This window comes from Halanaeroarchaeum sp. HSR-CO (assembly GCF_024972755.1).
Lineage (GTDB): Archaea > Halobacteriota > Halobacteria > Halobacteriales > Halobacteriaceae > Halanaeroarchaeum.
The window spans coordinates 308740-329632 of record NZ_CP087724.1; the positions used below are offsets into that span (position 1 = coordinate 308740).

Genomic DNA, 20893 nt, shown 5'->3' on the forward strand with positions numbered 1-20893 from the left:
AATGAGTCTGGATACGGTAGTTGAGGACATTCGAGAGGAAGCCCGTGCACGCGTCGAGGAGATAGAAGCGGACGCCGAGGAGCGCGCCGAGGCCATCGTCGCCGACGCCGAGGCGGAGGCCGCGGAGATCCGCGAAGCGGCAGAACGCGAGGTCGAACGGGAGATCGAGCGCAAGCGCGACCAGCGTATCGCGAGCGCGAACCTCGAGGCCAAACAGGAACGGCTCGAGGCCCGCCGCGAGGTGCTCTCGTCGGTCCGCGAGGAACTCGAAAATCGCATCGAGACGCTCCCTGACGAGGACCGCGAACAACTCGTCCGCGTCCTGCTCGACGCCGCCGACGAAGAGTTCGACGAGGACGCGACGCTCGAGGTGTACACGCGAGCGGCAGACACCGACCTGCTCGAGACCGTCCTCGAGGACTACGATCGCTTCGAACTCGCCGGCGATATCGACTGCCTCGGCGGCGTCGTGGTCGAGAGCGATCAGTCGCGTGTGCGCGTGAACAACACCTTCGATTCGCTGCTAGAGGACGTCTGGGAGGACAACCTCAAGGCGGTCAGCGCACGAATCTTCGAGGAAAAATGAGGGCTATCGGCACGGCCAACTACGCGTACGTGGTCGCGAGGGTGCGACACCGCCGGTCGGCGCTCTTCGGCGAGGAGGAGTACCGCAAACTCCTCCGGATGGGGCCCGGCGGCATCGCCCGATTCATGGAGGACACCGAGTACGGCGCGGAGATCACCGACCTCGGTGCTCGCTACGACGGCGTCGACCTCATCGAGTACGCCCTCAACGCGAACATCGCGAAGCACTTCGACGACCTGCTCCGGTGGTCGAACGGTCGGCTGTACGACCTCGTCGCCAGGTACCTCCGCAAGTTCGACGCCTGGAACGCGAAGACCGTGCTCCGTGGTATCTACAGTGAGGCCACCGAGGAGGAGATCAGGGCCGACCTCATCGACGCCGGTGAGTTCGACGAAACGTTTCTCGACTCCCTCGTCGCCGCCGACTCCATCGAGGCGGTCACCGACCTCCTCGCGGACACCACCATTGGGCACGGTATCGAGGACGCGTACGCCGAGTACGAGGAGACCGAACTGCTCGTCCCACTCGAGAACGCCATCGACCGGGCGTACTACGAACGACTGGCCGGCGAGACGCTGCACGGGGGCCGCGCGATAGAGCTCTACGAACAGTTCCTCGAGGCGGAGATCGACTTCCGCAACATGCGCAACGCCTTGCGCATCGAGCGCTCCGGCGCGGACATCGATCCGGCGGAGTACTTCATCGAGGGCGGATCGCTCTTCGATGCCGGGGAGATCCGGTCGCTCGCCGGAAATCGGGACGAACTGCTCGCCCGGATCCGTGAGAGCCGGTACGGTGAGGACCTCTCCGAGGCCATCGACGACCTCGAGTCCGCCGAGAGCCTGATCGACTTCGAACACGCACTCGACGGGGCCATCGTGTCCTATGCGGACTACCTCTCTCACGTCTATCCCCTCTCGGTGTGTCCGGTCCTCGCGTACGTGGTAGCGAAGGAGCGCGAGGTGAACAACATCCGCGCCATCGCCCGCGGTCTCGAGGCCGGTCTCGAGCGAGAACAGATCGAAGCGGAGCTGGTCACCCTATGAGTCAGGAGATAGCGGTTATCGGAAGTCCCGAGTTCACGACCGGGTTCCGGCTCGCCGGCGTCCGTCGCTTCGAGAACGTCGCAGTAGCGGACAAAGACGAGGACCTCGACGCCGCCGTCGAACGCGTCCTCGCGGACGAGGGGATCGGGATCGTCGTCATGCACGACGACGACCTCGAGTACCTCTCCCGAGACACGAGGAACGCGGTCGACACCAGCGTCGAACCCGTCTTCGTCACGCTCGGCAGCGGCGCGGCCGGCGGCAGCGGACTCCGCGAACAGATCAAACGTGCCATCGGTATCGACCTGATGGCGGAGGAAGGAGACAGCGAATGAGTCAGACACAACGAGCAACACGCGGACGGATCGAAAGCGTGAGCGGTCCCGTCGTGACCGCCACGGACCTCGACGCCCAGATGAACGACGTCGTGTACGTCGGTGACGAAGGGCTGATGGGCGAGGTCATCGAAATCGAAGGGGACATCACCACCATCCAGGTGTACGAGGAGACCTCCGGGGTCCGACCGGGCGAACCAGTCGAAAACACCGGCGAACCGCTGACGGTCGACCTCGGTCCGGGCATCCTGGACTCCATCTACGACGGCGTCCAGCGCCCACTGGAGGTCCTCGAAGAGCAGATGGGCGCGTTCATCGACCGTGGGGTCGACGCCCCCGGTATCGACATGGACGCGACCTGGGAGTTCGAACCGTCCGTCGAGGCGGGCGACGAGGTCGCCCCTGGCGACGTCGTCGGGACCGTCCAGGAGACGGTGAGCATCGAACACCGGGTCATGGTGCCCCCGGACTACGAGGGCGGCGAAGTCACCGCCGTCGAGTCGGGGACCCACGGCGTCACCGACCCCATCGTCGAACTCGACTCCGGCGAGACGGTCACCATGCACCAGGAGTGGCCGGTCCGCCAGGCACGACCGGCCGCGGACAAGCGCACTCCCCGCGAACCCCTCGTGACGGGCCAGCGCGTCCAGGACGGGCTGTTCCCCATCGCGAAGGGCGGGACGGCGGCCATCCCGGGCCCCTTCGGCTCCGGGAAGACCGTCACCCAGCAGCAACTCGCGAAGTGGTCCGACGCGGACATCGTCGTCTACATCGGCTGTGGCGAGCGGGGAAACGAGATGACGGAGGTCATCGAGGACTTCCCCGAACTCGAGGACCCGAAGACGGGCCATCCGCTCATGTCCCGGACGTCGCTCATCGCGAACACGTCCAACATGCCGGTCGCGGCCCGCGAATCCTCCATCTACACGGGGATCACGCTCGCTGAGTACTACCGCGACATGGGCTACAACGTGGCGCTGATGGCCGACTCCACCTCGCGGTGGGCCGAGGCCATGCGCGAGATCTCCTCGCGGCTCGAGGAGATGCCGGGCGAAGAGGGCTATCCGGCCTACCTCTCCGCGCGACTCTCGGAGTTCTACGAGCGTGCCGGCCTGTTCGAGAACCTGAACGGGTCCGAGGGGTCGGTCTCCGTCGTCGGCGCGGTCTCGCCGCCCGGCGGTGACTTCTCCGAACCGGTCACGCAGAATACGTTGCGTATCGTGAAGACGTTCTGGGCGCTGGACGCGGACCTCGCCGAACGGCGACACTTCCCGGCCATCAACTGGAACGAGTCCTACTCGCTGTACAAGGACCAGCTGGATCCGTGGTGGGAGGACAACGTCGCCGACGACTGGCCCGAAACACGCCAGTGGGCGGTCGACGTCCTCGACGAGGAGACCGAACTGCAGGAGATCGTCCAGCTGGTCGGCAAAGACGCATTGCCGGAGGACCAGCAGCTCACGCTCGAAATCGCCCGCTACATCCGCGAGGCGTTCCTCCAGCAGAACGCCCTCCACGACGTCGACACCTACTGCGAACCGGCGAAGACCTACGAGATCCTGGGTGCCATCGAGACCTACCACGACGAGGCGTTCGAGGCGCTCGACGCCGGCGTCCCCATCGAGGAGATCACGTCCATCGAGGCCGCGCCGCGGCTGAACCGCATCGGCACGACCGAGGACTACGAAGCGTTCATCGACGAGGTCGAGCAGGAAATCACCGACCAACTCCGGGAGGCCTACGAATGAAAGAGTACCAGACAATCACCGAGATCAGCGGTCCGCTGGTGCACGTCGAGACCGACGAGCCCATCGGCTACGACGAGATCGTCGAGATCGAGACGCCCGACGGGACGGTCAAGCGTGGTCAGGTCCTCGAGACTGCCGGCGACGTCGTCGCCATCCAGGTCTTCGAGGGGACCGAGGGGATCGGCCGGGACGCGTCCGTGCGCTTCCTGGGCGAGACCCTCAAGATGCCCGTCACCGAGGACCTCCTCGGTCGCTCGCTCGACGGCTCCGGCCAGCCGATCGACGGCGGGCCGGACATCGTCCCCGAGGACCGCCGCGAGATCGTCGGCGCCGCGATCAACCCGACGGCTCGCGAGTTCCCCGCCGAGTTCATCCAGACCGGCGTGAGCGGTATCGACGGCATGAACACGCTCGTTCGTGGCCAGAAGCTCCCGCTCTTTTCCGCGTCCGGGTTGCCACACAACGATCTGGCCCTCCAGATCGCACGCCAGGCGACCGTGCCCGAAGAGGAGACAGACGGCGAGGAGGGTTCCGAGTTCGCCGTCGTCTTCGCCGCGATGGGGATCACGGCCGAGGAGGCAAACGAGTTCATGGAGGACTTCGAACGGACCGGGGCGCTCGAGCGCTCGGTCGTCTTCCTCAACCTGGCCGACGACCCGGCCGTCGAGCGGACCATCACGCCGCGACTCGCGCTCACCACCGCGGAGTACCTGGCCTTCGACAAGGGCTATCACGTCCTCGTCATCATGACGGACATGACCAACTACTGCGAGGCGCTGCGCGAGATCGGTGCGGCTCGCGAGGAGGTCCCGGGCCGTCGTGGCTACCCCGGGTACATGTACACCGACCTGGCCCAGCTCTACGAGCGGGCGGGTCGCATCGAGGGCGTCGAGGGCTCCATCACCCAGATTCCCATCCTGACGATGCCCGGCGACGACGACACCCATCCGATTCCGGACCTGACCGGCTACATCACGGAGGGACAGATCTACGTCGACCGGAGTCTCAACTCCCAGGGGATCGAACCCCCGATCAACGTCCTGCCGTCGCTCTCTCGCCTGATGGACGAGGGGATCGGTGAGGGCCTCACCCGCGAGGACCACGGCGACGTCTCCGACCAGCTCTACGCGGCGTACGCGGAGGGTGAGGACCTGCGCGACCTCGTGAACATCGTCGGTCGCGAGGCCCTCTCGGAGCGTGACAACAAGTACCTCGACTTCGCGGATCGCTTCGAGAACGAGTTCGTCCAGCAGAGCTTCGAGACGGCCCGAACCATCGAGGAGACCCTCGACATCGGCTGGGAACTGCTCTCCGATCTCCCCAAGTCGGAGCTCAACCGGATCGACGAGGAGCTCATCGAATCGTACTACGTCGAAGACGCCGAGGAGGACTCCGAGGCGGCCGAAGCCGAGGCCTAGACACTCCACCATGGCAGAAGACGTCAAGCCGACGCGAAAGAACCTGATGGAGATCGAGGATCGCATCCAGCTCTCCGAGCGAGGCCACGACACGCTCGAACAGAAGCGTGACGGCCTCATCATGGAGTTCATGGACATTCTCGACCAGGCCCAGGACGTCCGCGAGGAGATGGAGGCCGACTACGACCGCGCCCAGCAGGCCATCGACTCCGCCCGGGCCATCGAGGGCGACGTCGCGGTCCGCGGTGCCGCCGCCGCGCTCAAAGAGCACCCGGAGATCACGGTCGAGTCGAAGAACATAATGGGCGTCGTCGTGCCCCAGATCGAGTCGAGCAAAGTCAAGAAGACCCTCGATCAGCGCGGCTACGGCGTCCTCGGAACGAGCGCCCACATCGACGAGGCGGCCGAAGCCTACGAGGACCTCCTCGAGTCCATCGTGCTCGCCGCCGAGGTGGAGACGGCGATGAAGAAGATGCTCTCGGAGATCGAGACGACCAAGCGGCGCGTCAACGCCCTGGAGTTCAAACTCCTTCCGGACCTCTACGAGAACCAGGAGTACATCCAGCAGAAACTCGAAGAACAGGAGCGCGAAGAGATCTTCCGGATGAAGAAGGTCAAGGCCAAGAAGGAACGCGAGGAGAAAGAAGAACGCGAGGAGAAGGCAGCCCAGGACGCCGAGGCCGCCGCGAGCGAGTAAGCTTTTCTCGATCCCTCCCGTCGACCCGGTATGCGTTGTCCGAACTGTGACGCCACGACCGTCGCGTTCGCCATCCCCGAGGCCGTCCAGGACGCGATGCCGGAAGCCCGTCCGGCTGGCGCGCTCTGTACACACTGTCTCACCGTCACGCCACTCGACGACCCGCCCAGCGAGGCGCCCGACTGGTCGGCCGTCCACGAGGCCTTCCCCACCGGGGAGGCCGGTGCGACCATGGCCACGCTCCTGGCGCTCGTGGATTCGCTCGCCCTCTACCGGGCGGAGATAGACGCGGTGGCTCGCCACGCTGAGTCCCTCGGCGTCGACGTCATGCTGGTTCTGGACCGACTGGCCCGCGACGACGCCATCGACCCGCACTTCGACATCGACCGACGGCGGGCACAGCTCGAGCAGCTACTGGCCTAGACTTCTTGTACTCGGACCGGCCCACCCGATGGTATCGCTCGCTGCCATGCGCGGGTCAGGCCGAGGCGGGAGTCCGACACACCGGCCCGCGGATTCGCCAGCTTCGGGGAGAATTGCTGGTGAGCAAACCCGTGTCGGCTGTTCGCCAATCCACGTAGCAGGCTGACCGCTCGACGCCTTAGACGCCTGTCGAGTATCGGAGGATGCCGGCGACGCCGCCGAAGGCGGTGAGCAACTGCTCGCCCTTCTCGAAGTCCGTCGAGATGAAGTGGGTCTCGGTTCCCCGGTCGTCGGCGATGTTCATGAGGTGCTCGATGGCGTCCTCGCGGTCGGCCTCCGCCGCGGATTCGCCGCACTCCTCGCATTCGTACTCGGGTGTCGAGTGTCTCGAATCCACGAGTTCGCGTTCCTCGTGGCCGTTGGGGCACTCGTAGGTGACGACGTCCTGGCGGAGGTCCTCGCTGATGAGCAACGTCTCCACCGAGCCCATCACCAGGTTGCGACGGGTCGGCTCGAACCCGTAGGTGGCGAGGTCGCCGCCGTGGAGCTCCTTGAAGAAGGTCTCCATGTCGTCTTTGTCTTGCATGAGCTCCGCGTCCGCGAGGGCGGCGCTGCCGGCGTCGACGAGGTCGTAAAGCCCGGATTCGTCGGTGTAGGCCACGTCGAACTTCCCGAGGACCTTGTCCTGGAGCTCGTGGTGGAGGTAGTCGCCGTCGAGGAACTCGTCTTTCGTCGGCGAGGGACCGCCGACCAGGATGCCGTCGAGTTCGTGGCGTTCGGCGACGAACAGTTCGTTGGCCATCTCCGCGACCTCCTGGTAGAAGTTGTCGATGGCCTCCAGCCGGAGGCGGGCGAACCGCTGGGCTGACTGGCCACCTTTCCGCTGCTTGCCGGGGACCAGCGAGGTGGCCGATTTCACCGGGTCGACGCGCTTGCCTTTGAGCCAGCCGACGTTCGCCTCGCGTCTGTCGAGGACGATGAGGCCGTAGAGGCCCTTGTCCGTGAGCATCCCCTCGAGTGGCTCGGTCAGGAACTCCGAATCGCAGTGGTACCGAAACGACTGGATCTCCTGGGGCGGGTTCTCCAGCACCTCGGTGACCATGTCCGTCTGCCCGCCGCCGGCGTCGATCGCGCCCGAGAACAGCACCATGCCGTTCTCCGGCGGGGTGTCGTAGTACTTCAGTCGGGCCTTGATAGACGAGAGGGCGTCCTGGACGTTCGTCCGGGTGTCCTTGGACTTGATGTTGGCCGCCTCGCTGTGCTCCTGGGTGACGTGGGCGACGACGTCCGAAATCTGCTTGTCCGGGGGGACGTAGATGGTGACGAGCTGGGTGCCGCTGCCCCGGCGCTCCTGGAGGTCCTCGATGACCTTCCGAAACTCGTATTTCCGTCGGTCTTCGGACTCCTCCGCCTGCGTGCCGCTCATTGGACGATTCTAGCCGGTCGGCGGGTAAGTATGCTTTGACACTCGGGGTGCCCGGTTGAACCGTGTGGTAGTTGTCAGCAGTTCCAATGATTTGAAGCCGGATAGCCGAGAACGGGGTAGTATGGACTTCGAACTCTCCGAGGAGCAGGTTGCGATTCGCGACGAAGTGCGTCGGTTCGCCGAAAACGAGATCGAACCGGTCGCCACCGAGTTCGACGTCGAGGAGAAATATCCCTACGACGTCGTCGAGAAAGCCGCCGAGATGGGCCTGACCGGCGCGAACATCCCGATGGAGTACGGGGGAGCGGGCTATTCCGCCCTCGACGTCGCCATCATCAGCGAGGAGCTGTTCGCCGTCGACCCCGGCATCGCGCTATCGATCGTCGCGGCCTCGTTCGGGGCCGATGCCATCATGGGATTTGGAACCGAGGACCAGAAAGAGCGCTTTCTGCCCCCGGTCGCCGAGGGCGACGCCATCATGGGGTCGGCTATCTCGGAGCCCGACACCGGCTCCGACGTCTCCTCCGTGTCCACCAGCGCCGAGAAGGACGGCGACGAGTGGGTCCTCAACGGGAACAAGATGTGGATCACCAACGGGTCGGTCGGCGACTTCTTCGTCGTCATCGCGGAGACCGACCCGGACGTCGAGGACCGCTACTCCGGGTTCTCCCAGTTCGTCGTCGAGTCCGACCGGGACGGCTTCAAGGCCGACAAGATTACGGGGAAGCTGGGCGTCCGCGGCAGCGACACGGCGGAGATCATCCTCGACGACGTCCGCATTCCAGAGGAGAACCTCATCGGGTCCCGCGGGATGGGCTTTCTCCAGCTCATGCAGTTCTTCGACGAGACCCGAACGATGGTGGCCGCCCAGGCCGTCGGGATCGCCAAGGGGGCTTCGGAGGCAGCCCTCGAGTACGCACAGGAACGCGAACAGTTCGGCCGGTCCATCAGCGAGTTCCAGGCCATCCAGCACAAGCTCGCGGACATGTACTCCAAGACCGAGGCCGCTCGCCAGCTGACCTACAAGTCGGCGTGGGCCGTCGACGAGGACCGCGACGACCTGACGATGCTGGCCTCGATGGCCAAGGAGTACGCATCGCGAATCGCGGTCGAGGTCGCCAACGAGGCCGTTCAGATCCACGGTGGCTCGGGCTACGTCAACGACTTCCCGGTCGAGCGGTTCTACCGCGACGCCAAGATCACCCAGATCTACGAGGGGACCTCCGAGATCCAGAAGAACATCGTCGCCCGCGAACTCCTCGGCAAAGGATTCTAACTGTCATCGAACGGGGACGTTTCGGGGTCGGGCCTGCACAATCCTTTATGTCCCAACCGTCGTAGAACCGGTATCAATGGCTACTTCGCGTGTGTACGCAGTGGCGAGCGGCAAGGGTGGAGTGGGCAAGACCACCACTGCCGTCAACCTGGGTGCCGCCTTCGCGGAAGCGGGACGGACCGTCGTCGTCGTGGACGTCGACCTCGGGATGGCGAACATGGGGGACATGCTGGACGTCGAGACGGCGTCCCCGACCCTCCACGACGCCCTGTCCGGTGACGCCGCCATCGAGGAGACACTCCAGGCCGCGCCGGGCGAGTTCGACGCCGTCCTCGGGAGTCGTGGCGTCGAAGCCTTCGGCCGAGCCGACCCCGCCGGTCTGCGGGCGGTCGTCGACGACCTCCGCGAGCGGTACGACGTCGTCGTGCTGGACACGGGCGCCGGACTGAGCTACGACGCGGCCCTCCCGCTGGGCCTCGCGGACGGCGTGATCCTCGTCACGACTCCCGACGACGCCGCCCTGCACAACGCCGAGATGACCGGCGATATCGTCGACCGCATCGGTGGGACGGTGACGGGCGTCGTCGTCAATCGGATGGGAGGATCGACCGGCGAGTCGCCCTCGGCCATCGCGTCCCGGCTGGGAGTCTCCGTCCTGGGATCGGTCCCCGAGGACAGTGCGGTCGCCGAGAGCGCCGAGACGGGCATCCCGCTGACCGTCGCGGATCACACCAGTCCGGCGGCCCAGTCGTTCCGCGAGATCGCGTATGGCATCCTCGAGGAACCGCTCCCGAGGGACTGGATGGACGACGAGGAAGTCGGTCCGGACTCGGCGTCCGACGACGCGGATGGGGACGACGGGGACATCATCGTCGCGGATACTGGTGGTACCGAGGGCGAGTCCGACGCTCCAGCCACGGGGGCCGATGCGACTCCCCCGGCGGGCGAGACCGAAACCGGCGATCGCCCCGCGGCGGAACCGGATGAGTCGGCCGTCGACGACGTGATCGACCCGACCGACGAGGACATCATCGAGGCGGCGACCGGCCCGACGGGTGAGACCGAGGAGGAGACGGCGGCGGATCAGGCAGCGGGCGACGAATCGAACGCAGAAGCCACGACGGCGACCGGCGTCGAACCGGACCAGACTGTGGAGACCGACGACGGGGAATCCGGTGGACCGGGAATCGCGGACGCCATCGAGACTGCGGAGTCGGACCCGGAGACCGCCGAGGCCGACGCGCTCGTCGAGACCGTGGACGAAGAGGGGGCCGGCCCGGCGGCCACGGATGGAGACGAAACGGCAGCGGAGTCACGCTCGCTACTCTCGAAACTGACCGGCGGCCGGTTCGGCTGAGTGGGGACGGCTGTTCCTACATCGAGTCCGGTGCAGCCACGCCCAGGATGTCCAGGGCGTTGGCCATCGCATTGCGCGCGGCGACGACCAGCGCCAACCGGGCGTTACGGCGTTCTTCGGCCACGTCCTCGGCGAGGACCGGGCACTGCCGGTAGAAGCCGTTGAACGCGTCCGCCAGGTCACGGGTGTAGGTCGCGACCGAGTGTGGTTCGAGTTCGTCGGCGCTCTCCTCGACGACCCAGGGGAACCGGGCGAGCGTCCGCAGGAGGTCCTCCTCGGCGTCGTGGGTCAGGACGCCCGTGTCGATGGCGGTCCCGTCGACCGCCGATCCGGCCTCCGCGAGGATCCCACAGGAGCGAGCGTGGGCGTACTGGACGTAGGGTGCGCTCTGCCCCTCGAAGTCGAGGGCGTCGTCCCAGTCGAAGGTGATCGGTTTGGTCGGCTGTTTGGAGACGATGTCGTAGCGGACGGCGCCGATACCCACCTGGTGGGCGATGCGGTCGACGTCCGCGTCCGTGAGTTCGTCGTCGCGGATGCGGGTATCGAGGCGACTCTCGACCGCCTCGCGGGCCCGTTCGATGGCCTCGTCGAGGAGGTCGTCGAGGTCCACGCCGGTCCCCGCCCGGGTGCTCATCTTCCCCTCGGGGAGGTTGACGTAGGAGTAGATGACGTCGCGGAGGCGGCCGGTGTCGTTGCCGAGGATATCGAGGGCGGCCTGGAGCTGTGCGGCCTGGAGCTTGTGGTCCTCGCCCAGGACCGTCACGGCCCTGTCGTACTCCTCGAACTTCCACTCGTGGTGAGCCAGGTCGCGGGTCGTGTAGAGGCTGGTCCCGTCCGAGCGGAGGAAGACGAGGTCCTTCTCGAAGCCCCGATCCGAGAGGTCGAGGTGCCAGGCACCCTCGTCCTCGTAGGCCAGGTCGGTGTCGATCAGGCGTTCGGCGATCCGGTCGGTGCTCCCGTCGCGGATGAACCGGGTCTCCTTGACGAACTCGTCGAACTCGGCGGGAAGCCGCGAGAGACAGTCGGTCATCCCCTCGAGGACCTGGTCGACGACCTCGCTGACCCGCTCGAAGGTCGCCTCGTCACCCGATTCCAGGCCCTGCATGATGGCCTGTATCTCGGCTTCGGCGGCCTCGACGGCGTCATCGTCGGCGGTTTCCAGGAACTCGTTGCCCGTCCGGTAGTAGCGCACCAGGTCGTACTCGATGCGGTCACGTTCCGGCGGTTCATCGAGGTCCGCTTCGTCGAACGTCTCGTAGGCCCAGGTGAAGACGGCCATCTGGCGGCCCGCGTCGTTCACGTAATAGTGGACGTCGACGTCGTAGCCGGCGTAGTCCATCACGCGGGCCACGGCATCGCCCAGGATCGGGTTGCGGGCCCGACCGACGTGGACCGGGCCGGTCGGGTTCGCACTCGTGTGTTCGACCACGACCGAAGTGTCCTTCGAGGGGAGCGCCCCGTAGTCGTCGGCCTGGGCTGTCTCGAGGGTATCGGCCAGATACGCACGGTTCGGCTGGAAGTTGACGTACGGTCCCTGCACGGAGACGTCTCCGACGTAGTCGGTTGCCGAGGCGTCGATCGCGGCGGCGACGTCGGCGGCGATCTCCGGGGGCGGCGCCCCGACGACCGACGCGAGCCGGAACGCGGCACTGGATGCGAGGACCGCCGGGACGTCCTCGGGCGGCTCCTCGATACCCAGGTCGTCGGTCGGGAGATCGAGGGACTCGAGCGCGGCGGCGAGCACCGTCTCGACCTCCTGGCGGAAGGATAGCAGCATACTCGTTCGGTCGATGGCGCGGCCTAAAGGCGTTCTGAATGGGGGCTCTCGGGGGTGCCCCTGTGCCCCATCGACCCGCGCCCCGCGGTGCCGTTACCGGACGACCGTCACCGGGACGGGCGAGCGTCGCGTGACCGACTCGGCGACGCTCCCCAGGAGGATCCGGCCGGCGCCGGTTCGACCGTGGCTTCCGATCACGATGTGATCGACGTCGTTGTCCGCTGCGTAGGAGAGAATCGATTTGGTGACGTCCCCTTCGACCATCTCGGTCTCGATCTCGACCCCGTGTTCGTCGGCCGTCTCCTCGGCATCTTCGAGGACGACGCGGGCTTTCTGCCGGTACGTTTCGACGATATCTTCCCTGTCGACGGTCGGAGCCTCGATCCCGATGGGTGTGTGGATTTCCTTTCGATCGAGGACGTGTAGTGCCGTGATCTCGGCGTCCTCACACTCCGAGATAGCGTAATCGAGTGCGTTACAGGACATCTCCGAATCGTCGACCGGGACCAGAATGGTTTCGACCATGGAACGGCCGAACATCAGTCCGCCTGACACATGAATGTTCACCCACCACCCGGCGACATCGTGTGGCGGCGGGCGAATCCGTGACACCACCCCGCTGGCGAATCCCTTTTGGCCTTCCGGCGAGTCCCCGAAGGTATGGACAGCGGATCGGGGAGCGGTCAACTCGCGGACCCCGACTACCACAGCGAGAACCACACCGCGGTACAGACCTGCGGGTGGACCAAGAACGCCCTTCGGGGAGAGGGGACCTGCTACAAGCACGCCTTCTACGGCATCCGCTCTCACCGGTGCATTCAGATGACGCCGGTCGTCCGCTGCAACGAGCGTTGCGTGTTCTGCTGGCGCGACCACGGCGGCCACGCCTACGAACTCGACGGCGTCGAGTGGGACGACCCCGAGGCGGTCGTCGACGCCTCGATCGACCTTCAGCGGACCATCCTCGCCGGGTTCGGCGGGAACCCCGACGTGCCAGAAGAGCGCTTCGAGGCGGCGATGGACCCCCAGCACGTGGCCATCAGCCTCGACGGTGAACCGACGCTCTACCCCTACCTTCCGGAACTGATCGAGGCCTACCACGACCGGGGGATCACGACGTTTTTGGTGAGCAACGGGACCCGGCCCGACGTGCTCGCCGAGGCGGCGCCCACGCAACTGTACCTCAGCGTGGACGCACCGACCGAGCCGATATTCGACGACGTCGTCGGCGCGATGGAAGCGGATGCCTGGGAGAACCTCCGTCGTTCGATCGACGTCCTCTCGGAGAAAGCGGGGCGGACCACCATCCGGACGACGCTCGTCGACGGGGAGAACATGACCGACCCCGAGGGGTACGCCGCGCTCTACGAACGGGCCGACCCGGATTTCGTAGAGTTAAAGGCCTACATGCACGTCGGTCACTCTCGAGCGCGTCTCGACCGCGACGCGATGCCGACCCACGAGGCCGTCTCGGCCTTCGCCGACCGGATACGCGAGTACCTCCCAGAATACGACGTCAAACGCGAATCCTCGCCCTCGAACGTCGTACTGCTGGCGAAAGACGAGGACACCTGGGTCGAGGAACTGAAGCCGTCCGGTCAGTAGGGGTCACGGCGACACCATCTCAGATTTGAGATGCGTTCCAAATCCGATACTGTTTAGGGCCGCGACTCGCTATGGACAACTATGGCTACGCAAGCGGGGACGCGCGTGGTCGGCTTCGACGAGCTGGCCGTACTCAAGCGTCTGGCCCTCGGGGGTGCCAGACGCGGCGAGATCAAAATCTCGTGCAGCCGACTCGCCGACCACCACGACGTCTCGACGCAGACCGCCTCCCGGCGGCTGCAGGCGCTCGAAGACGCCGAACTCGTCGAACGCGAGACCGTCAGCGACGGACAGTTCGTCTCGCTCACTGCCGCCGGCGAACGGGCCCTCAAACGCGAGTACGAGGATTACCGTGCCATCTTCGAGGACCAGGCGGACCTCGCCCTGCACGGGACGGTGACCTCCGGCATGGGCGAGGGCCGCCACTACATCTCCCTGCCGGGCTACAACCGACAGTTCGAGGAGAAACTGGGCTACGACCCGTATCCCGGCACGTTCAACGTCGACCTGACACGCCAGTCCCGGCGTGAACGATCGGCGATGGAGTCCTTCGAGCCGGTCCCCATCGAGGGCTGGGAGGACGAAGAACGGACCTACGGGCCGGCGTACTGTTATGCCGCCACGATCGAGGTCCCCGGCGGGCCGGCGGCGTCGCCGGCACACGTCATCGTCCCGGACCGGACCCATCATGACGACGATCAGGTAGAGCTCATCGCGCCCGAGCACCTGCGCGAGGAACTGGGCGTTCTCGACGGCGACGAGGTGATCGTGCATGTCGCCGCCGAGTAAGGCGACACAGGCCGCCGACGTCGACGAGGCGGTCGCGGCCTTCGCCGCCGGCGACCCGGTCCTCGTCCACGACTTCGCGGACCGCGAGGGTGAAGTCGACATGGTCTACCCGGCGCGGTCGGTCACGCCGACCGACGTCGCGACCATGCGAAACGATGCCGGCGGCCTGGTCTGTGTCGCCCTCGGGCCAGAGGTCGCCGACGCCTTCGAGTTGCCCTTCCTGGCGGACGAGATCGGCCACCCGGCCGCCGAGAGCGAGCACCTCGGGTACGACGAGCGCTCCTCGTTTTCCCTCTCGGTAAACCACCGCGAGACGTACACCGGGATCACGGATAGCGACCGCGCACTCACCATCTCGCGACTCGGCGACGCCGCCGCGACTCCCGAGACGACCGACTTCGCCGCCTCGTTCCGCGCGCCCGGCCACGTTCACGTGCTCAGAGCGGCCCGGGACGGGCTCTCGGGGCGGAAGGGACACACCGAGATGGGCATCGCGCTCGCCGAGGCGGCCAGTCGCGAATCCGCCGCCGTCGTCTGCGAGATGCTCGACGACGAGACGGGCGAGGCGCTCTCGACGACGGACGCACGGGCCTACGCCGACCGGTACGACATCCCGTTCGTGGAGGGGCGGGACCTCGTGGCGGCGCTCGAATAACACGTCTCTTCTCAGACGAGCGTCGCGTCGAGCGTGATGTCGATGCTGGCGAGCGCCTGCGAGACGGGACAGCCCTCTTTGGCCCCCTCGGCGATCTCCTGGAAGGTCTCCTCGTCGATACCCTCGACCTCGGCGGTCGTCTCGAGGTGGCTCGTGGTAATCTGCGGTCCGTCCTCCATCGAGAGCGTGATCGTCGCCTCCGTCTCCACGGAAACCGGGTCGTAGCCCGCGTCGTCGAGTTCGTTGGCGAAGGCCATCGAGAAACATCCGGCGTGGGCGGCGCCGATCAGTTCCTCCGGGTTCGTCCCATCTCCCTCCTCGAAGCGCGAGGCGAAGGAGAACGCGCCTTCGAAGGCACCGCTACCGAAGGCCATCTGTCCGTCGCCGCGTTTGAGCGTCCCGTTCCAGACTGCATTTGCTGTACGTTGTGGCATTGCAGACTGGTGTTCGTCTTCCGACACCTTCAGTGTATTCACGGGGGTGGGTACTGCCGCTGGGGATGTATCGAGCCCGGCCGATGGCGGACAAACCGCCGGCCCGCGACGGGGGACGTAACTGTAATGGTTTTATAGTGTCGCCGGCGCAATCGTGTATCATGCCTGGATTCGCGGACATGGACGTCGAGACGATCTGGCAGAACGGCGAGTTCAAAGACTGGGACGACGCGACGACCCACGTGTTGACCCACGCCCTCCACTACGGATCGGGGATCTTCGAAGGGGTTCGGGCCTACGACACCGACGAGGGGACGGCGATCTTCCGCTGGGACGAACACCTCGACCGGCTCTTCGCCTCGGCGAAGCCCTACGACCTCGACATCGGCTACTCGCGTGAAGAGTTGACGGAGGTGACCCTCGAGTTGCTCCGCCGGGAGGACCTGGAATCGGCGTACATCCGACCCATCGTCTACTACGGCTATCACTCGCTGGGGGTCAGTCCGGTCGACGTGCCGACCGAGACCGCCATCGCCGCCTGGCCGTGGGGCGCCTACCTCGGCGACGAGGCACTCGAGAACGGCGTGAAGGTGATGGTCTCCTCGTGGCGCAAACACGCCTCCAGTCAGGTGCCGACCAACGCGAAGACGACCGGCCTCTACGTCAACAGCATGCTCGCCGGCGAGGAGGCCCGCCGCAACGGCTTCGTCGAAGCGATCGTCTTGAACAAGGAGGGCAACGTTGCCGAAGGACCGGGCGAGAACCTCTTTCTGGTCCGCGACGGCGAGCTATTCACCCCGGGGCTCTCGGAGAGCATCCTCGACGGCATCACCCGGGACACCGTCATCAAACTCGCGCGCGAGCGGGGCTACACCGTCCACGACAACGTGGCCATCAGTCGGGGCGAGTTGAACACCGCCGACGAACTCTTCTTCACCGGCTCGGCGGCCGAGGTCACGCCCATCCGGCAGGTAGACAACGTCGAAATCGGCAACGGGTCACGCGGACCGGTGACCGAGGAACTGCAGTCGGCCTTCTTCGACCTGGTCGAACACCGCGGTGATCACGACGAGTGGTTCACCGACGTCTGATCAGTCGTCCGCGAAGACTTCCTGTCGATTGACCTCTTCGGTCTCGCCGAACCCGGCGCTGAGGACGCGGGTCAGCGCTTCCTCGACGCGTTCGCCCGTCTCCTCGTACTTGTGGGGTTCGACCTCGATGACGAACCCGGTGGTGATGTTCGGCGCCGTCGGCAAGAACAGCACGTCGCGACCGTCGTGTGTCTTCTGGCCCGTCTTGAACGCGGTCATCCGCATGTCGTTCCAGAGGGTGACCTTGACTGGTTTCTGGAGGTCGCTCGTCCCGGTCAGCGCCGTCTCCACGGCCATCTTCGAGGCGTTGTAGACGATCCGCAGGCCCGGCAAGCGATTGAACACTTCGTCGATGAGCTCCTCGACGAGTCCACCGAGCGCCGTGCGCATCATGTAGCCGACCGAGAAGACCACGAGCAAGAACAGCGCCAGCGTCAGGAGCACGCCGACGACCGGGTTCGTGACCAGCGAAGAGAGCAACGCGATGGCGGCCAGCTTCGTGAATAGCCACCACACCACGTAGAGGGTCACCATGATGGGCAGGAGGACGACGAGGCCGGAGACGAGGTCCCGTTTCCAGGATGCCATGTCCGAAGTCAGGGCGGGGGGTATCATCAGCCTTGTTCTCGGCGGCCGACTCGCCCCGTCTCGAACCGGCCGGCTTTATGCGATGGGCGGTCACACCGGGAACCATGAACGTGCTCTCCGTGGTGGCCGTCGCCATCTGGGCGATGCTGCCCGCCTACATCCCCAACAACGCCGCCGTCCTCGCCGGTGGGGGGCGCCCCATCGACGGAGGGCGGACCTGGGACGGCCGCCGCGTGCTGGGCGACGGGAAGACCTGGCGGGGAACGGCCGTCGGGGTCACCGCCGGCCTCGTGGTGGCGGGCGTGTTGAACGTCCTCGAACCGAGCGTCTCGGGGGCCCTCGGCGTCGGCGTTCCCCGATTCCCGGCCGCGGTCGCGCTGGCGCTCGCGGCGGGTGCCATGCTGGGCGATATCCTGGCTTCCTTTCTCAAACGCCGCACCGGTCGGGAACGGGGTGCTGCCTTCCCCGTCGTCGACCAGCTCGACTTCGTCGTGGTCGCCCTCCTGGCGACCTCCCTCGCCGCCCCGGCGTGGTTCGTGTCGGTCTTCACGGTGCCAGTCATCGTGGCCGTCCTGGTCCTCACCCCGGCGCTCCACCTGCTGACGAACGGCATCGCGTACCTGCTCGGACTCAAAGACGAGCCCTGGTGAGTCCATCTACGAACGTTTATCTTCGGCGTTCTCCACAACTCGCACATGGCCGACGCGGAACTCATCCAGGCGCTCCGGGACGCCGATGCCGTCGAATACGGCACCTTCGAACTCTCTCACGGCGGGACGAGCGACTACTACGTCGACAAGTACCTCTTCGAGACCGACCCGCACTGCCTCGAACTCATCGCCGACGCGTTCGCCGAGCGGGTGGGCGAGACCACGCTGGCCGGCGTCGCCCTCGGCGCCGTCCCCCTCGTGGCTGCCACGAGCGTCGCGACGGGGAACCCCTACGTCATCGCCAGGAAACGAAAGAAGGACTACGGGACGGCGAACCTGATCGAGGGACGACTGGACGAGGGCGAGACGGTCGTCGTCCTCGAGGACATCGCTACCACTGGCAAGAGCGCCCTCGACGCCGTCGAGGCACTCCGCGAGGCCGGCGCGGTGGTCGAACGCGTCATCGTGGTCGTCGACCGACAGGAGGGTGCCGGCGAGCTACTCGCCGAGCACGACGTCGAACTCGAATCGTTGGTGACCGCCGAGGACCTGCTCGCAGCCGCCGAGGACTGACCGGTCCACCGTCCGGGTGAGGGCCGGTGGATGTGGACGGACGTGCTCTGAATCGCTGGGAACGATTCCGGGATATTCATAGTTGTGGAATCGTGTGTATCGTTATGAACCGCGCCGAGAAGGCCACCCTGCAGTTGCGGGCGGTCTCCGTCCTTCGGACGCTCAAGGAGACGCGCACGTACGACGAACTCGCGGCGGAGACCGATCTTCCCGCTGGCGACCTCAACCGCTACGTCAACGGGCACGTCCTCCCGAGCGCCGACCGGGCCCAGGCGGTCGTCCGCGACATCGGTGGGGGAACCCTTCGAACCGAGATCCGGGACCGTGTGCGTCTCGACGACGAGGGCTACGTCGACAACTCCGGCATCGTCTTCGATCAGTCACTGCTCGACCTCGTCGCCCCCGTCGCGGCCGAGACGTACGCCTTCGAGCGGCCGGACGTCGTATTGACCGCGGCGACGGACGGCATCACCCTGGCCGCCGCCCTCGCCCGGTACTACGACGCCCGGTGTGCCTACGCGAAGAAGGCAAAGGAGACGGCCGTCGAGGACTTCATCGAGGCGAGACAGCGCCTCGACTCCGGTATCGAACTCACCTACTACCTCCCGGCCGCCGCGCTCGAAGCTGGTGACACGGTCCTCGTCGTCGACGACCTCATCCGCTCCGGCGAGACCCAGGAACTCCTCCTCGACATCGCCGCGGCGGCCGAGGCGCGGGTCGCGGGCGTCTTCGCCCTCATCGCCGTCGGTCGTGACGGTATCGAACGGGCCGAAGCGCTCACCGACGCCCCGGTCGGGGCCCTGGTCGAACTCGAGTAAGCCGACGGGGCTGGATCGCGAGCGGTGTCGATTCCTCTCAGATGTATGCCGGAACGTGCATAACAACGGTTAAGTGGTACGTAATAATATGCTCGACCGTGTATGGGATTCAGTGAAACGCTGGCCGACTACTTCGGTTACGACGAGCACGATACGAACCATCGGACGGAGATCCTCGCGGGGATAACCACGTTCCTCACGATGTCCTACATCGTTGTGGTCAATCCCGCCATCCTCTCGGCGGCGATCCAGCCGGAGGGAATCAGCCCGGAACGCACCTTCCAGATGATCGCGGTCGTCACCATCATCGCCGCCGCGACGGCGACGCTGGTGATGGCGCTGTACGCCAATCGTCCGTTCGCCCAGGCGCCGGGACTTGGACTGAACGCCTTCTTCGCGTTCACCGTCGTCCTGGGTCTCGGCATCCCCTGGCAGACCGCGCTGGCCGCCGTCGTGGTCGAAGGGGTCGTCTTCATCGCTCTCACCGCCGTCGGCGCCCGCCGGTACATCATCGAACTGTTTCCCGAACCGGTCAAACTCTCCGTCGGGGCGGGTATCGGCCTGTTCCTCGCCATCATCGGTCTGGAGGAGATGCGACTCGTGGCGGGCGATGCGGCGACGTTCGTCACCTTCAGCCCGGTCTTCGGGTCTGACCCGGTGGCCATCATCTCCGTCGTCGGCCTCTTTTTGACCCTGGCGCTGTATGCGCGTGGGGTACGTGGGTCGATTATCCTGGGGATCGTCGTCACTACCCTGATCGGGTACGCCGCCTCGGCGATGGGTTACGCGGCCTATCCCGCCGATTCGGAGGCACTGAAGGCAATGGGGGTCACCCTGGCCGACGTCGCTCTCGCGCCGAACGCCCCCATCGTCTACGACGCCGCGAGCTACAACATCGCACCGCTGGCTGGTGCGTTCGTCTCCGGACTGCAGAACATCGAGGCGTTCTCTTTCGCCCTCATCGTCTTCACGTTCTTCTTCGTGGACTTCTTCGACACCGCCGGGACGCTCACCGGCGTCTCACAGGCCGCCGGATTCCTCGACGAGGACGGTAACCTCCCCCAGATCGAGCGGCCCCTAATGGCGGACGCGGTCGGCACCACCGTCGGTGGCATCCTCGGGACCTCCACCGTGACGACCTACATCGAGTCGGCGACCGGCGTCGAAGAGGGCGGGCGCACCGGCATGACGGCCCTCGTCGTCGCGCTCCTCTTCGTGGCAACGCTCGCCGTCGTCCCCCTCGCGGTCGCGGTCCCGTCCTACGCCTCCCACCTCGTGCTCGTCGTCGTGGGCATCATCATGCTCTCGAACGTCGCCGAGATCGCGTGGGACGACATCACGTTCACCATCCCGGCCGCGCTGACCATCTTCGTGATGCCCTTTACCTTCTCCATCGCCTACGGTATCGCGGCGGGGCTCATCTCCTATCCGATCGTCAAGACCGCCGTCGGCGAGTTCGACGAGGTCCACGTCGGCCAGTGGATCCTCGCTGCGGCCTTCGTGCTCTACTTCTTCGTCCGCACCGGTGGCGTGCTGACCGGTATCTGACCCGCCGGCCCGTTCTGGCCGTTTGCGCTGGTTTCGTCGCAACTAACCGTGGC

The 20893-nt window shown here is 66.0% G+C and carries 22 protein-coding genes; 17 read left to right on the forward strand and 5 right to left on the reverse strand.

The genetic code is table 11. The features are described from left to right. Window position 1: 1 nt before the first annotated feature. The 7 genes from HSRCO_RS01720 to HSRCO_RS01750 are packed head-to-tail and all read left to right on the forward strand — an operon-like array spanning window position 2 to window position 6253. A complete protein-coding gene (locus HSRCO_RS01720; protein ID WP_259518668.1) occupies window positions 2-586 on the forward strand; it encodes a V-type ATP synthase subunit E in 585 nt (194 codons plus the stop codon). Then, a complete protein-coding gene (locus HSRCO_RS01725) occupies window positions 583-1632 on the forward strand; it encodes a V-type ATP synthase subunit C (protein ID WP_259518669.1) in 1050 nt (349 codons plus the stop codon). The genes HSRCO_RS01720 and HSRCO_RS01725 overlap by 4 nt, the downstream gene beginning before the upstream one ends. Continuing rightward, entirely contained in the window at window positions 1629-1967 is a 339-nt protein-coding gene (locus HSRCO_RS01730) for a V-type ATP synthase subunit F (protein ID WP_259518670.1), read from the forward strand. Before HSRCO_RS01725 ends, HSRCO_RS01730 begins: the two co-directional genes overlap by 4 nt. Beyond that, window positions 1964-3715: an ATP synthase subunit A gene (locus tag HSRCO_RS01735; protein ID WP_259518671.1), complete on the forward strand. Its 1752-nt coding sequence runs from the start codon at window positions 1964-1966 to the stop codon at window positions 3713-3715. Before HSRCO_RS01730 ends, HSRCO_RS01735 begins: the two co-directional genes overlap by 4 nt. Continuing rightward, entirely contained in the window at window positions 3712-5133 is a 1422-nt protein-coding gene (locus HSRCO_RS01740) for an ATP synthase subunit B (RefSeq protein ID WP_259518673.1), read from the forward strand. The genes HSRCO_RS01735 and HSRCO_RS01740 overlap by 4 nt, the downstream gene beginning before the upstream one ends. A gap of 10 nt (window positions 5134-5143) precedes the next feature. Then, window positions 5144-5830 (forward strand): V-type ATP synthase subunit D, encoded by a 687-nt coding sequence (locus tag HSRCO_RS01745; protein WP_259518674.1) that lies wholly within the window; start codon window positions 5144-5146, stop codon window positions 5828-5830. A 30-nt stretch (window positions 5831-5860) separates the two neighbouring features. Continuing rightward, window positions 5861-6253 (forward strand): DUF6276 family protein, encoded by a 393-nt coding sequence (locus tag HSRCO_RS01750; protein WP_259518675.1) that lies wholly within the window; start codon window positions 5861-5863, stop codon window positions 6251-6253. Window positions 6254-6431: 178 nt separating this feature from the next. Here HSRCO_RS01750 and prf1 read toward each other — a convergent pair whose 3' ends face one another. Further along, window positions 6432-7679, reverse strand: coding sequence for a peptide chain release factor aRF-1 (gene prf1 / locus HSRCO_RS01755; RefSeq protein WP_259518676.1), 1248 nt, complete (start codon window positions 7677-7679; stop codon window positions 6432-6434). 121 nt (window positions 7680-7800) lie between these two features. On the opposite strand from prf1, the gene HSRCO_RS01760 reads away from it, so the two are divergent. Both HSRCO_RS01760 and HSRCO_RS01765 read left to right on the forward strand, forming a co-directional pair. Next, window positions 7801-8955 carry an acyl-CoA dehydrogenase family protein gene (locus HSRCO_RS01760; RefSeq protein WP_259518677.1) on the forward strand — a complete coding sequence of 385 codons (1155 nt, stop codon included), beginning with the start codon at window positions 7801-7803 and terminating at the stop codon, window positions 8953-8955. A 76-nt stretch (window positions 8956-9031) separates the two neighbouring features. Continuing rightward, window positions 9032-10312 (forward strand): P-loop NTPase, encoded by a 1281-nt coding sequence (locus HSRCO_RS01765; RefSeq protein WP_259518678.1) that lies wholly within the window; start codon window positions 9032-9034, stop codon window positions 10310-10312. A gap of 16 nt (window positions 10313-10328) precedes the next feature. Here HSRCO_RS01765 and argS read toward each other — a convergent pair whose 3' ends face one another. Further along, complete coding sequence (gene argS, locus HSRCO_RS01770; protein WP_259518679.1) at window positions 10329-12089, reverse strand: arginine--tRNA ligase; 1761 nt, start codon at window positions 12087-12089, stop codon at window positions 10329-10331. Window positions 12090-12182: 93 nt separating this feature from the next. Beyond that, the gene (locus HSRCO_RS01775) at window positions 12183-12614 is read right to left on the reverse strand and encodes a universal stress protein (RefSeq protein ID WP_259518680.1); all 432 of its coding nucleotides are present in this window, start codon (window positions 12612-12614) and stop codon (window positions 12183-12185) included. Between the two features lie 135 nt (window positions 12615-12749). On the opposite strand from HSRCO_RS01775, the gene twy1 reads away from it, so the two are divergent. The 3 genes from twy1 (at window position 12750) to ribB (ending at window position 15138) form a co-directional block, all read left to right on the forward strand. Further along, window positions 12750-13694, forward strand: a complete 945-nt coding sequence (twy1, locus tag HSRCO_RS01780) for a 4-demethylwyosine synthase TYW1 (RefSeq protein WP_259518681.1) — start codon at window positions 12750-12752, stop codon at window positions 13692-13694. A gap of 81 nt (window positions 13695-13775) precedes the next feature. Then, window positions 13776-14483: a CTP-dependent riboflavin kinase gene (locus HSRCO_RS01785; RefSeq protein ID WP_259518682.1), complete on the forward strand. Its 708-nt coding sequence runs from the start codon at window positions 13776-13778 to the stop codon at window positions 14481-14483. After that, complete coding sequence (gene ribB / locus HSRCO_RS01790) at window positions 14467-15138, forward strand: 3,4-dihydroxy-2-butanone-4-phosphate synthase (protein WP_259518683.1); 672 nt, start codon at window positions 14467-14469, stop codon at window positions 15136-15138. The genes HSRCO_RS01785 and ribB overlap by 17 nt, the downstream gene beginning before the upstream one ends. 11 nt (window positions 15139-15149) lie before the next feature. Here ribB and HSRCO_RS01795 read toward each other — a convergent pair whose 3' ends face one another. After that, on the reverse strand, window positions 15150-15572 hold the full coding sequence (locus HSRCO_RS01795; protein WP_259518684.1) for an OsmC family protein: 423 nt from the start codon (window positions 15570-15572) through the stop codon (window positions 15150-15152). A gap of 161 nt (window positions 15573-15733) precedes the next feature. On the opposite strand from HSRCO_RS01795, the gene HSRCO_RS01800 reads away from it, so the two are divergent. Continuing rightward, window positions 15734-16663 (forward strand): branched-chain amino acid transaminase, encoded by a 930-nt coding sequence (locus HSRCO_RS01800; RefSeq protein ID WP_259518685.1) that lies wholly within the window; start codon window positions 15734-15736, stop codon window positions 16661-16663. On the opposite strand, the gene HSRCO_RS01805 is transcribed toward HSRCO_RS01800, so the two are convergent. Beyond that, window positions 16664-17251: a DUF502 domain-containing protein gene (locus tag HSRCO_RS01805; RefSeq protein ID WP_259518686.1), complete on the reverse strand. Its 588-nt coding sequence runs from the start codon at window positions 17249-17251 to the stop codon at window positions 16664-16666. 104 nt (window positions 17252-17355) lie between these two features. Here HSRCO_RS01805 and HSRCO_RS01810 point away from each other — a divergent pair, with 104 nt between their 5' ends. The 4 genes from HSRCO_RS01810 to HSRCO_RS01825 all read left to right on the forward strand — a co-directional run bounded on the left by HSRCO_RS01810 (window position 17356) and on the right by HSRCO_RS01825 (window position 20840). Next, entirely contained in the window at window positions 17356-17901 is a 546-nt protein-coding gene (locus HSRCO_RS01810) for a CDP-2,3-bis-(O-geranylgeranyl)-sn-glycerol synthase (protein ID WP_259518687.1), read from the forward strand. A 45-nt stretch (window positions 17902-17946) separates the two neighbouring features. Beyond that, the gene (pyrE, locus tag HSRCO_RS01815; protein ID WP_259518688.1) at window positions 17947-18474 is read left to right on the forward strand and encodes an orotate phosphoribosyltransferase; all 528 of its coding nucleotides are present in this window, start codon (window positions 17947-17949) and stop codon (window positions 18472-18474) included. A gap of 104 nt (window positions 18475-18578) precedes the next feature. Further along, entirely contained in the window at window positions 18579-19292 is a 714-nt protein-coding gene (locus tag HSRCO_RS01820; protein ID WP_259518689.1) for a phosphoribosyltransferase family protein, read from the forward strand. 102 nt (window positions 19293-19394) lie between these two features. Then, window positions 19395-20840 carry an NCS2 family permease gene (locus HSRCO_RS01825; protein WP_259518690.1) on the forward strand — a complete coding sequence of 482 codons (1446 nt, stop codon included), beginning with the start codon at window positions 19395-19397 and terminating at the stop codon, window positions 20838-20840. Window positions 20841-20893 lie beyond the last annotated feature (53 nt).

Excerpts from the sequence above, each read along its gene's own strand:
- HSRCO_RS01720 (WP_259518668.1), top strand. The coding sequence starts at position 2 with ATGAGTCTGGATACGGTAGTTGAGGACATTCGAGAGGAAGCCCGTGCA.
- HSRCO_RS01725 (WP_259518669.1), top strand. The coding sequence starts at position 583 with ATGAGGGCTATCGGCACGGCCAACTACGCGTACGTGGTCGCGAGGGTG.
- HSRCO_RS01730 (WP_259518670.1), top strand. The coding sequence starts at position 1,629 with ATGAGTCAGGAGATAGCGGTTATCGGAAGTCCCGAGTTCACGACCGGG.
- HSRCO_RS01735 (WP_259518671.1), top strand. The coding sequence starts at position 1,964 with ATGAGTCAGACACAACGAGCAACACGCGGACGGATCGAAAGCGTGAGC.
- HSRCO_RS01740 (WP_259518673.1), top strand. The coding sequence starts at position 3,712 with ATGAAAGAGTACCAGACAATCACCGAGATCAGCGGTCCGCTGGTGCAC.
- HSRCO_RS01745 (WP_259518674.1), top strand. The coding sequence starts at position 5,144 with ATGGCAGAAGACGTCAAGCCGACGCGAAAGAACCTGATGGAGATCGAG.
- HSRCO_RS01750 (WP_259518675.1), top strand. The coding sequence starts at position 5,861 with ATGCGTTGTCCGAACTGTGACGCCACGACCGTCGCGTTCGCCATCCCC.
- prf1 (WP_259518676.1), bottom strand. The coding sequence starts at position 7,679 with ATGAGCGGCACGCAGGCGGAGGAGTCCGAAGACCGACGGAAATACGAG.
- HSRCO_RS01760 (WP_259518677.1), top strand. The coding sequence starts at position 7,801 with ATGGACTTCGAACTCTCCGAGGAGCAGGTTGCGATTCGCGACGAAGTG.
- HSRCO_RS01765 (WP_259518678.1), top strand. The coding sequence starts at position 9,032 with ATGGCTACTTCGCGTGTGTACGCAGTGGCGAGCGGCAAGGGTGGAGTG.
- argS (WP_259518679.1), bottom strand. The coding sequence starts at position 12,089 with ATGCTGCTATCCTTCCGCCAGGAGGTCGAGACGGTGCTCGCCGCCGCG.
- HSRCO_RS01775 (WP_259518680.1), bottom strand. The coding sequence starts at position 12,614 with ATGGTCGAAACCATTCTGGTCCCGGTCGACGATTCGGAGATGTCCTGT.
- twy1 (WP_259518681.1), top strand. The coding sequence starts at position 12,750 with ATGGACAGCGGATCGGGGAGCGGTCAACTCGCGGACCCCGACTACCAC.
- HSRCO_RS01785 (WP_259518682.1), top strand. The coding sequence starts at position 13,776 with ATGGCTACGCAAGCGGGGACGCGCGTGGTCGGCTTCGACGAGCTGGCC.
- ribB (WP_259518683.1), top strand. The coding sequence starts at position 14,467 with ATGTCGCCGCCGAGTAAGGCGACACAGGCCGCCGACGTCGACGAGGCG.
- HSRCO_RS01795 (WP_259518684.1), bottom strand. The coding sequence starts at position 15,572 with ATGCCACAACGTACAGCAAATGCAGTCTGGAACGGGACGCTCAAACGC.
- HSRCO_RS01800 (WP_259518685.1), top strand. The coding sequence starts at position 15,734 with ATGCCTGGATTCGCGGACATGGACGTCGAGACGATCTGGCAGAACGGC.
- HSRCO_RS01805 (WP_259518686.1), bottom strand. The coding sequence starts at position 17,251 with ATGGCATCCTGGAAACGGGACCTCGTCTCCGGCCTCGTCGTCCTCCTG.
- HSRCO_RS01810 (WP_259518687.1), top strand. The coding sequence starts at position 17,356 with ATGAACGTGCTCTCCGTGGTGGCCGTCGCCATCTGGGCGATGCTGCCC.
- pyrE (WP_259518688.1), top strand. The coding sequence starts at position 17,947 with ATGGCCGACGCGGAACTCATCCAGGCGCTCCGGGACGCCGATGCCGTC.
- HSRCO_RS01820 (WP_259518689.1), top strand. The coding sequence starts at position 18,579 with ATGAACCGCGCCGAGAAGGCCACCCTGCAGTTGCGGGCGGTCTCCGTC.
- HSRCO_RS01825 (WP_259518690.1), top strand. The coding sequence starts at position 19,395 with ATGGGATTCAGTGAAACGCTGGCCGACTACTTCGGTTACGACGAGCAC.